Source organism: Aliikangiella litoralis (genome assembly GCF_052495765.1).
Genome location: NZ_CP199292.1, coordinates 1,242,497 through 1,254,626, shown reverse-complemented (window position 1 = coordinate 1,254,626; position 12,130 = coordinate 1,242,497). Strand labels below are relative to the sequence as shown.

At 41.4% G+C, this 12,130-nt stretch carries 4 protein-coding genes and 1 other RNA gene; 1 reads left to right on the top strand and 4 read right to left on the bottom strand.

Annotated elements, in window-relative coordinates:
• The 3 genes from ACT5E3_RS05385 to ACT5E3_RS05375 are packed head-to-tail and all read right to left on the bottom strand — an operon-like array spanning position 1 to position 3,081.
• Positions 1–1,764 carry a protein kinase domain-containing protein gene (locus tag ACT5E3_RS05385; protein ID WP_444997284.1) on the bottom strand — a complete coding sequence of 588 codons (1,764 nt, stop codon included), beginning with the start codon at positions 1,762–1,764 and terminating at the stop codon, positions 1–3.
• Positions 1,765–1,769: 5 nt separating this feature from the next.
• Positions 1,770–2,282, bottom strand: coding sequence for an FHA domain-containing protein (locus tag ACT5E3_RS05380; protein ID WP_444997283.1), 513 nt, complete (start codon positions 2,280–2,282; stop codon positions 1,770–1,772).
• Between the two features lie 25 nt (positions 2,283–2,307).
• Entirely contained in the window at positions 2,308–3,081 is a 774-nt protein-coding gene (locus tag ACT5E3_RS05375; protein WP_444997282.1) for a Stp1/IreP family PP2C-type Ser/Thr phosphatase, read from the bottom strand.
• A 125-nt stretch (positions 3,082–3,206) separates the two neighbouring features.
• On the opposite strand from ACT5E3_RS05375, the gene ssrA reads away from it, so the two are divergent.
• Positions 3,207–3,554: a transfer-messenger RNA gene (gene ssrA / locus ACT5E3_RS05370) on the top strand.
• A 162-nt stretch (positions 3,555–3,716) separates the two neighbouring features.
• On the opposite strand, the gene ACT5E3_RS05365 is transcribed toward ssrA, so the two are convergent.
• Entirely contained in the window at positions 3,717–11,909 is an 8,193-nt protein-coding gene (locus ACT5E3_RS05365; protein WP_444997281.1) for a choice-of-anchor D domain-containing protein, read from the bottom strand.
• Positions 11,910–12,130 lie beyond the last annotated feature (221 nt).

The following is a 12,130-nucleotide window of genomic DNA, read 5'->3' as shown; positions in this document are numbered from 1 at the left end:
TTATTTATTTTCTGAGTGCGAAACAATGTCCAACTCAACAGTTTCAGCAACCTGACTTTCTGGTTGCGACTGCCCTTTTTTAACTGTTGCGTGTTTAATTGTATGCGTTTTCACCTTATCGCGGGTTTGAAGCCTGCTTTCTAAAAAACTAGCTAACCGATTAAATGCCGCAAATAGTTGAGCAGCTTCATCATTTCTGTCACTAATCAAACGAGCATCGACTCGACCGACTGCGACTTTATTCAATGCTTGAGTAACCCGCTGATAATCCTTTGAAGTTCTTCTAGCTAACACAAGTGTAATTACAAACACAACAAATAATGTAATCATCATTACAATTAACATGGTTACTAACGTCGTTTTAGATGCACCGTACATTGAGTCAGCACTAAACGAAAGGTACAAATGCCCCAAAGTCTTTTCACCATAAAGGATTGGCATTTCAATATCAAACAACACTTCTTCATTTTCAAGTTCGCGCTGAAAAATGCTAATATTGTCTAAAGTGTGTTTTAGGTCTCGATTTTCAGGAGAAACAAAACTTGTTCCGACTAACTCACTACTGGTTGATGATAATATAATATTTTCATTATTCATTATCGCCACACTTTTTAATTGCTCATTACTACTGGTTTCTTTAATTAAAGCACTTAAACCAATCTGGTCCTCTAATAAGACCGGCTCTGAGCTAATATAAGCAATCATACGAGCAACTGAACGCCCATAATCAAAGGTAATACCCGATAACGCCTTATACTGCATAAAATAAACAGTTGCCAAACCAATACACATTGCAACAAAAACAACACCAGCCATAGTCGCAGTCCATCGAAACCGAAGAGAAAGGTATTCTTGGTTGTCAGCTTTCTTTTTTTGACCCAGTTTATTTTGAATCATACGCATTTCAGCAGTTACTTCCGCTGCGGATTGAAACCGTTTATTGGGTTGTTTTTGTAGAATTTTCCGAATCAAGTCTTGCAGATCATCTTGAACTTTTTCTTCAGCAATATAAATTCTAGGCGGTTTATTTTTTATAATCTGTTTAAATAACTGCCCTAAATCATCACTAACAAACGGTGGTAACCCCATTAAAATACGATAAATTAATACGCCCAAAGAGTATAAATCAGAACGGCTATCTATTGGATGTCCTAAAACCTGCTCAGGCGCCATATACTCAGGTGTGCCAACTACTTTGTCTGAACGTTTACCAACCTTACTTAAATTATCATCTAATTGCGCAATACCAAAGTCGGTTAACTTAACTGTTTTCTTATCTTTCAAGACAACAATATTTCCCGGTTTTATATCGCGATGAACAACCCCTTGCCGATGAGCATATTCTAATGCTCGCGATAACTGGATAGACATCGCTAACACCGTTCTTAAATTCAGCTTACCTTGCGTTTTTAAAATTTGCTCTAGCGTAGCACCTTCGAGTAGTTCCATGCCTATATAAGGTTTATCATCAGCAATCCCTACATCATAAATAGTCACAATCCCAGGATGAGTCAGCTGCGCAGCTAAACGTGCTTCTTTAACAAAGGCCTGTCTATAATCGTCATCAAGCGCCAATTCTTGGCGAAGTACCTTAATAGCCAAAAAGCGATCCAACTGAGGATCATAAGCTTTATAAACAAACGCAGTTGCCCCACGACCGACCTCATTAAGTATACGATAGCGTCCAACAGTTTGAGGTGTCGCTTCTCGCGGATCAGGTTTCATAGGTATAGGTGGCGGCGGGTGAAATTGAATTTTCGACATATTGGTTACAATATAAAGTATAATAAACTCGCAAAAGCCAATACAAGCATTAATGCAGTCAATGTTATAGTATGCTTTTTTGAAGTGCTTCTTTTCAAATGCGTTTTTTCAACCAGAGTATACACGAATTCAGCACCAGCAAACGCAATGCGATCTCCCGGATAAATAAACTTTTCTGCCACTTTCTCGCCATTCACAAACGTACCATTTGAAGATAACAAATTGAGAACTTTCCAATCATTATCTTCTCGGATGATTTGAGCATGCATTGATGAAACACTTGCATCACTTAATTTAATATCACTATTCGGTCTACGCCCAACTTCAAGTTTATCCTGATTAAGGATAAATCTTTGGCCACTAACATTCTCACTCACCCCAACGAGTGCAGGTACGTTAGCCCCATCTGGTTGAGATTCGGTGATTTCCTTTGCAATCATTTTATTAACATCAGATAAATCAAATACCTGAGTTCCTTGTGGACCCGTAGAATTCTTTTGTTTTTCTTTATTAGTCATTCATACCTCTAGGCCGCATTCGTGCTTAAAATTTAAATAACAATCTTAGTTTAGTCCAAAGTGTAGGCTTATCAGCAACTGGGGAATCTACAAGAACAACACTAATATTGTCCTTTCCCCCTGCTTTTTTAGCAGCCTCCACTAATCGTTCTAATTTAGTCTGTTTACTTGTATTATTTTTGAGTATCTGAGCAATATCACTATCACTCAATTCATCAGTCAAACCATCACTACAAAGTAAAATTTGCTGATTAGCCTGCCAATTATCTTGGTAGCTATCAACATTCACTTGTTCTATTTCAACCGACCCTAAACATTGAGTAATCATATGTCTTTGAGGGTGTTTTTGAGCCTCTTCGGCAGAAATCAATCCCGATTTAACCAATCTCACAATTAGCGAATGATCTTCACTAATCTGAGCTAAACGAGAACGAGCATGATCCCATAAATAAGCTCTGCTATCACCCACCCAAGCCACAAAATACTTCTCTGAGTCTCCAGTCAAAGCAACGACAGTGGTTCCCATTCCTTGCTGTGACGCTTTGCTTTTACTAGCATCAAGAATATTGTGATGTGCTCTCTCAATGGCTACCACCAAATCTCCTGTGCGCATAAACTCCCTTGCAATAGTCTCAGTGGCAATACCACTGGCGACCTCACCACACGCATGTCCTCCCATCCCATCAGCAACTAACCAGAGGTTTTCATTACAAAACAACGAATCTTCGTTTAACTCTCGTACACAACCAACATCTGTTGCTTGAGCATATCTCTTATTGTTAATTTTGGTATTTTCCATCGAGTACTTGAATTAAAACAATTAATTCATATATTTAATGTATTCTTGATTTATATAATATTCTAAGTGTGGCATAATTTAGGTCTTGTTTCGAGTAATAAATCAGCCCATAAAGCTGATTACTTGGGGGCGACATGGCTTCGACGAGGATTACAAAACTCAAGGTGCATGCCGAGGTGTCAGCGAACCTCGTACCCACTAGCTGAAAAATGATAGTTGCAAACGACGACAACTACGCTTTAGCCGCTTAAGGCTAACTGTTGCTTCTGAGCGTCACTGGTAGGAAGTTTAACAGTCACTTACAGAGACTCGCGTGTAAGGGTGTTTGCCCCCCAAGCGTTAAAACTAAGCAAACTCGCCTGAAACTTCCTGTTAGTCGGATCAGTTTTGGGTTAATTTAAAGACTAACTAAGCATGTAGTGCCGAGAGCAGCGGATTCGCGGACGGGGGTTCGATCCCCCCCGCCTCCACCAACACACACATTTAAGCCCTTGATTAGCAAGGGCTTTTTTGTTTAAAAATTTAATTTAAATGATGTATCCACAATATGTCCATAAAGTATTAAAAAATATCGTCTGAGGGCCCAAACTTTATAACATCTTGAAGATGGGTAGATGCTCTCCGTAGAACTTTAACTATCGGGTCAGAAGATCAAAATTCCTCAAGTGTTCTTGATCAAGACCTCCCCAAGAGCGCAACATGACAGTTCGATAAGGTTGACCATCAATGCGAATCTTCAGACCTACAGTATTAAAGCCAGAACAATACCAGGAACTATCCACGCTAGAACATTCCTCAATAACAGCGTTAGTTGTGATTCGCTCCCCCGGTTGAATGATATATTCCGCAGTTTCATTTTTAACTTGATTCAACCACCAATAGGTGAGTTTCGGCCACAATCTTTCAGTAAAAGAATCTTCCTCGCGCTCAATAGAAACCGTCATAGCTTCACTGGTCGAATTGGTCAGGCCAATAGGGAAATATTGTGGACTGTAGCCATAAACATGTCGGCCGTTCTCATCAAATAGGAACTCCCCTGTAAAAATGTCCCGTCGAGATAAATCACTGTCAGCATATTGTCGCCAGAACTCACCCCGATAGTTTAATCCATCAATAAGAAGCGGATCGGCAATCGCGTAACCTTCAATAAAAGTATCAACGAAACGATATACACGCTCACCATTTCTAACCTCTAGATAAGCACCATGGCGGCCTGGCTGAGAAGGAGAAAAGACCACAGGAACTTTAATAGTGCCTGGCTCACCAACCGTGTAGTTTACTTGTTCAACATTGAATGTTGGCCTTAACTCCTGACTAGAAGTCAATCGAGTTCCTCTCATCAAGCCGAGATAATCATTAACTTTTGTCCAGGGTATATCACTTTCTACTGGTATTGAGTAACGCACCTCTTGATGCTTACGCAAATCCTGATAGACATCTGGTAAAGAGCTCGAATCTAAGGCATAGGTTCTGCCAACAACAGCATCCCAACCATGAGGTTGGAATCGAGGATCCCAATAAATTGAACTCGACGGAAAAAGATCGCTTAGTATTGGGTCGGGCAACCTTACAGGCTCACCAACGACGGTGGAGATAACCGGGATCGTCTTAATCTCATGGCCATCTGCTTTAATATAGATTTCGGTATTGAATTCACCTTCAGAAACACGGTGTCTATTAACATGAAGTTCCCACGGCACTAAAACCGAAGACTGCGCAGGGATCTTAAAGAATTGATTTCTATGTTCTTGACGAATCTGAGTCGTTTGACTCACATAATCCTTGTAACTCAACATACCTACTACAACGACATCGCTATTATTAACAACTTGGACATAACCACGCTTCAATTCATTAACATGAACTTCACCTAAGTTGATTGATGATACATTCACCGATATTCCAGAATTAATAGCTGACGTTGGACGTTGCTCAATACGGACACGGATAAAATCAAACGCTTTGCCATTAACTAACCCCCCTTCAGCGTTATAGATCTTAACATAGGCCAAATTTGTATTCAGCTCATCAGCAACGAGAGTAAGGTTATATTGAGCACGCTGATAAATAGAAGAGCGATTATCGGCTAGCTCGAAAGAGCGGATCGATTTAATGGATTCCAATTTTGTCAGCTCTCCATTTTCTATAATTCCGCCCGACAAGACTGAAAGCGGAGCATCATATTCCAGTCTTAATTTAGCTTTTGAGGCATTTAAGTTCACAAACGCGACGGGCTGATAGTTAAGACTGGTTCTGCCAACATCACTAAATACCACTTCTTTAGGGAAATCGATATCAATGTTATTAAATAATGTATAGAAAGGTTTCGAGAAGTATTCTTTAACATTAGCGCCAGTATCCCTATCCTGAATCTGCACACGAATTCTGGCTTGCTCGCCAGCAGCAGAAGGCGGCGCACAAACTTGAACTGCACCGACATAATGCATTCGAGATATCTCTTTATCACCTGCATTCCTCAATATGTATGGATAACGATAGCTATACTGGTTAAAATAGAACTCCGTTTGCTCTCCATTAAGTCCCTCTAAAAAGTAAATAGCTTCTCTATTCTGGTTCCACTTTCTGTCAAACCACACTTGAGCACACTGTCCGACTATCTCATGATCACGATCTTCGAGTAACGCTTTAACCAAGATTCTATCATCACCGGCACCAAAGAAACTCTCATCAAAGTGAATCCTAAATTCGTCAACAACCGTAACAGTATAGGTTTTACACAATGACTCACCAGAGTAGTTTAGACACACTTCTCCCTGGTGAGTACCATTAGCAAGCTCCTGGGCAAGTACTACTTCTAAATAATCATGTGATGGTGTAGTGCCACTACTGTGAATGTAATAACCACTACCATACAAATTAACGTCACCATGCAACGATACCGATTCAAATATTGGTGAATACTCTAGACTGTCAATCGGCACGCCAAAATCAACTTCATTAGAAATATCTAGAGGAAGTTGAAGCCGAGTGCCTGCCGCAGCATCAGGAAAGGTCGTGTACTGATTATTTTCGTCCCATACGAGCACGGTGCCACCGATGAGATTCACGAAAACGTCAAACTCAAAAAACTCCTGGTCTGAAGATTCTCTACCATTGTCATCCAATTGTCGCCAAGACACACGAATCTTGGCGCGATAAGAACCATATGCAAGCTCGTTGTTCGACGGGTTAAATCCAAGTCTAATTCGCGCATAGCCGCACGAATTGTTCGTGCAATTGATTGTACCGTCACTATTATAAGTTGCCGCATGCAGAGAAAACGACATTTGAGTCCCATTTGACGGCGACTCAGGGAAGATAAATAAGTTATCTTGATTCTCTACCATGCTAATCACTACATTTGCCGCTTTCTGGCCGCGATTAACCAAAGTAAGCAAGCTCTGCGGATCAGGGAGCTGCTGCCCTCGTCGAATAGTAAAGGCCGGTAGTGATCCACTTGTACCTGACCGAATGATCTGTCTTTCTGGATCGTAGTAATCTCCCAGATAGACATCAGCGCCGACAGATATACTTCCTCGCAAAAATATCCTTTTCGTCGAATAGGTTAACGCGCCATTTTCATCTCGCTCTTGTCTTTCAATAATCAAGATTGCTTCATGTGCTCCAATACTTGCATATTGAGAGCCTTGCATACTGACTCTCACATGACAACTACGCTGACTATCAGTAGCCAGTAGATCAACACCTGGACCAGCAACTCTTCTGCAAGCGCCTTGGTAGCCGGTATCCGTCGGCACCAACTTAAATACACTTCCTCGATAGGCATTGCCGTCTGTATCAAATAGCTTGATAGACAAATTAGTGATCACAGAATGTTTTTGCCCATTAGTCACAATAACAAAGTCACTATAGGACTGCCCTTGTTCGACGTCACCAAAATCAATCGAAGTTTTGTTAACAGCCAAAGCGCCAGCATAAATGTTGCTATCCACATAAACATCGATCGTTTTTGTGTCTACAACCTCTCCACTCACTAACAGTTTGATGATGAGGGTTTCCTGCCCCATTGCAAGGCCATTGGTATTTAGCTGGACTCCTACTCTGGAGACGGAATTTCCCGTAGGAGCCGGTAATACTACTTGCCCTCCCCCAGAGATGGTTGATTCAGAAAACTCTCGATCAGCGGTTAACTCAACAACAGCTTGCAACGATGTACCGGTATTATTTTGAATATCAAATGTGGTCACTGTTGACTCACCAACACTGGTGTGAATAGGTTGACCACTTAAAATAATCGACGCAGACGAAGCTGCCTGAGGAACCCCTTCACCAGAGAGAGTAACAGATTCAGCTACCGCACCATTAACCGAGAGATTGAGTTGGCCTTCAAATTGCCCTGCACCTGGTGGAGAAAAAGCAATAGACAGGACGAGTGTTTCGTCAGGTGCTATGGTCGCACTTTGCGAAATAAGTCGCGCGGAAAAAGGTGACGCCAGTTCACTCGGAGAAATTGTAATTTCTCTACCAGAAAGATTTTTTACTGTGAGTCGGGCGGAGTGAGCCTTGTTATACGCTACTGGACCAAAGTTAATTGCTTGGGAAGACAACTCTAAACGAGCACTTGGTAACTCAGAAAGCGGAGTCCAGTCAGTAGGAACAGTAGGCTCATAATCTTGCGATAAACCTGTTACCCGCCACAGATACTGAGCCGATGGATTGAAAAAATCACCATCGTCACGTTCAGCATCGGTCACATATTGTGAATAGCTATTGCTTGCTGTTCGCTCGGCTTGCGCTAAGAACAATGCTCGATTAATCGACAAATTTTCAGTTGAATTCTCGATCTCAAAAACAACTGGTTCGAGATCGTTTCGCTTAACCTCTAAGAGATACTGCGCAGAATCTCCAGTCCATTTGAACTGTTTGGTCACGGCACCATTAGGCGCTGTTTCTGTCATTGTTAATGCTGACGGAGCAGGCGCAGGCATCGGCATATCAGTCGATATATTGGTGGGTCTGTTTAAACCATCATAAACAAACTCATCGATGAGCGATTGACTACCATCCAACGGACCATTGGCTGAGCGAGTAAGACGATGCAGCTCATCATATTCAAATTCACCTACGACTCTCTCTTGTCCACATTCAAAACGAGTAATTTTCTTTTGTTTACCCGATGGATAATACTCAAAGTGGGTACTGCCTAATGGATCAACGGTTTGTTCAAGCTGTCCCTTAAAATCATAATAGTATTGAATCCCAGCGTTTGAACCGCTTGACAACTCACCATCATCTGCAAAAGCAACCTCACAAGAAGAAGCAAGCGAAGCTCCTGAAACAGAGTACTCAGGGTGAAACTCGTAAACCAATTGTCCTAACCAATTGTTTGTCGTGCTGCGTGTTCTTTGCTGCTCACTTGCACAAGCGATATTTGACTCAATTGAGCAATCAGGAATAATGTTTGTCACCAAAGCCGAGTTATCATCAATAGCATACTGATAACGAACATATCGGCTTATAGAAGGAGTTCCAGTTCCATTAAAAGTAGTATCACGTTCAACACCGGTTTGGATCGGCCGACCAAAAAAATCACTGACCATGTGCCTAACCAGTGCTCGCGATCCCCCCTCCGATAAGCCGCCAGTTACATCACTCAATTCACTACTCATGCCACGATCTGTAACAGTACGAGAGAGTATGGTTTCGCTAATACCATTACCCTGTAAGCGATAATAATAATGGTTGGTCGATAATTCGTTGCCGGATGCGTCACGAACCGTTTTAGTTACTGGTCTGCCCCATATATCATGGACGGTCTCAGAAGTCGCTCCACTAGCAAGCTGCTTGATCACGGGTAAACCGATAGCACTGTAATACTGATCATTTACCGGGATGACATCGTTGGTGACTTTAGAGGTAGAGCGAATGGTTCTGCCCCAACGATCAACCAGGGTCAAAGAGCCGTTGGTAGAGACGTCGGAGATTTCGCCTTTTCGCTCCAGCTGCCAGCCAAAGTTGGTGCGTCCATTAGCCGAAGAAAAATCCGAAGGCAATACTGGCGAAGACAAATCATAAGGCAAGCTATATTGATAGGTTACAGGCGCATCGGGGGTGTTGACGTCAGAATTGATATTCTTCTTTTCCGTAACACGTCCATCTTTATCATAAGCGGTTTCTGTGATTACACCATGATTAGTCTCAACTAACGTTCGACCAAGAAAATCGACTAAGTTACGCGATATTTCTCTTGGATTCGACTTACCGCTGTCAGGTAAATTAATTTCGCGAGGCACACCAAATTGGTAACTTAATATCTCTTCAATCGTAGACGAACCAATAGGAGTATTTGAAAAGTAACCTTTATTCAATCGAAGTTCCCCTTCATTGTGTCCTGATATATCTGTGTTACTTACCTGAAACCCGTTACCCTGGAACCAATCATAATCAAAAGTCTTTTGATAATAGTAGTCAGGTCGAGTATAAAATTTTTCTGAGTGAAGCCTAGATGAATTTCCCACATAAGCTCGCTTATAACGTCCATTCAAATAAGGTTGATTGATACCGGGAGATTTAATACTTGACTCAATAGAAGCCAAAGCCCCTATTCTTGTGGGTTTATAGTTTTCTTTTATCACTTCTACATTGCTACAAGCCTGGGGAAAGTGACTATTACACGGCATTAAAGCTAAGGATTCACAGGCACTTGGATTGTTGTTGCAAATCTCTGGAGAAATAACTTCGTATACTTTATCAAAGTCAATACCTGCACTTCCGACAGATTGTTTAAAGTAAAGATCATCATAACCTAAATTTTGCCAAAGCCTTTGGGTTGATGATTGTCCCTCCATATATCGGACAATAGATCGAGGTTGTGGTGAATGAAAATAGACTGAGTGAACATGATTACGTTTGGGTATCGATTGAATAAGAGCACGATGATACTCTTTATGGCTAACGACCCATACACCATCCTTTTTAATTCGATGGCTTTTGAGTCTGGTAACTTTATGCGTATCACCATTGCCTTGCGCCTCACCAAACTCATACACGGCATCTGAATTGGTGTACTCAAATGCCTCATGAATAAAGTGCTCCGAGCGCCCTGATTTTTGCCCGGACGAATTAACGTAACTTTCGTTTTTACCAAGAGCATGCCCTATTAAATCTTTCGTTGTGTTGACTCGAGGCTGTCCAAGATACATATCATGATGATGATAGAAAGTAGTACGATGATAGATCGCCGAGCCTGAATTTTTATTCAAGAAACCCTTATCGGTATTCTCTTGATCGAGTGAGATATCATAACCTTTTACATCAACTCTAAATTGCGTTAGATGCGCATCAGTTTTTGCAGTAAATGGACGGAGTTCAGGAAGATCACTTTCACTAGCAACTCGGTAAGAGAAATCGTATCGCATTCCTTGATAGGTGGCGTGAGTAACTCGGTGGCTGGCATAGTAGTTTTCAACCAAAAAGACACAATTAGTATTAGACTCAACCGGGCAGTAAGTACCTCCTTCACCATGACCTCGGGGAATGTGGACAACTTTTGGGAGTTCAATAGCGTCGTAAGCAAGATCAACAATGCCGCCTGTTGGAGAGGTTACTTTTTCTAATAAGCTTCCTGGCGAATAACCATTCTCATTTTCTGCTAAAGGCCGGAACTCGTAGCTTGTTTTATGACCTAACGCCGAAGACATCTCAATGATATTAAGGTCGTAAAAAATATTTGTGAACAGTTGGCAAGTTCCTTGATTAATTTTACAACGATCCGGTTCGAAGTAGTTATCTGGAGATGAGTCTTTGACAGGATTAATAAAAGTTTGCTGCGTTACCGCGATGGGCTTTCCGAAAGAAGATAGCTTAGTGTCATCTTTACCATAATGCACAATCAGTCCGCGACTCAAACTGTCACGCAGAAACTGAGGTTTAAATTCTCCTCGTTGTCTTCCTGATAAATGGAACAACTCATCAGTATCCTCCGGAACCGTCAGTCCATAAATGCCAATACCGTTGTAGCGGATCTCAACCATTTCCCCATTTGGGAAAACCTTTCTAACGGGATAGTAATATGCGGGTAAATAAGTGGCAAAGGTCATATTGTCGCTCGCCGGATAGAAAGTCGTTACAGTTCCATCATTATCTACTAGTTGATAGGTTTCAAGCCCAAACAAAGGCCGTCGTTTCCCTTCATTCTCAAAGACAAGTCTTTGAAGCCTTCGACCATCTGCATCTAAGAAATGGTTATCCATATTCGGGGACGGATCGACACAAGGAAGTTCTCCAACACCTGTCGAATAGAGATGCTCAACGGCTTGCCGATGTTCGCTGTTATGTATCGAGCATATAATGACACTCTCTACATTTCCTCCTTTTACTCCATTTAACGCAGGATGTTTAGTTTGAAAAACGGTATCACGGTAGAAGTTATTTTCTGTTCCACGCTCGACTAATACCACTTCAAGATTATGACCTTTGTTTGCCGGGCTATTGTTTGACGAATTTGTAGAAGGACGATAAGGATTGACGGCAAGATAACCAATATTCCAATGAAACTGCTTCCCCAAACCGGTATTACTCATTGAAATTTGTTGAGATTCGCTACTTGCTTCAAACACGTTCTGTAAATAATGAAGTGATAGTGGAAGCTTGCCTGAACCAAACGAACCCAAGGTAGAAGATACTTTGCCAGTATATTCGTTAATGTTAACGAAAGGTACACTCATTGTGTTACCAAACTCTTCAATACTCGATGTCATCGGATCGATGGGCTTAAAGATGCTATCTTTTTCCGGTTCATTTGAAAGAACCGGAAAAGCAAAAATGGTTACTAAAACTAATACTACAAATGCTTTCAAATTTCGCATATCTCATTCCGTTTTAAACATGGGATTTAGAACACCGATCCTAAAAAAATGAGAGAGTAAAACATACAACAGAACGCGCGCGCTTTATCAACAAACAAGCATCTAAGCGGTTTTCTGCGCACACGGAGCGATGCATGCGCGGTTTTTAGCAAAGAATGCTCATTCCTTAATAAACAACAAGAGCAAAGAGGAAATATGATAGAAAGATAATTCAACAAGAT

Excerpts from the sequence above, each read along its gene's own strand:
- ACT5E3_RS05380 (WP_444997283.1), bottom strand. The coding sequence starts at position 2,282 with ATGACTAATAAAGAAAAACAAAAGAATTCTACGGGTCCACAAGGAACT.
- ACT5E3_RS05385 (WP_444997284.1), bottom strand. The coding sequence starts at position 1,764 with ATGTCGAAAATTCAATTTCACCCGCCGCCACCTATACCTATGAAACCT.
- ACT5E3_RS05365 (WP_444997281.1), bottom strand. The coding sequence starts at position 11,909 with ATGCGAAATTTGAAAGCATTTGTAGTATTAGTTTTAGTAACCATTTTT.
- ACT5E3_RS05375 (WP_444997282.1), bottom strand. The coding sequence starts at position 3,081 with ATGGAAAATACCAAAATTAACAATAAGAGATATGCTCAAGCAACAGAT.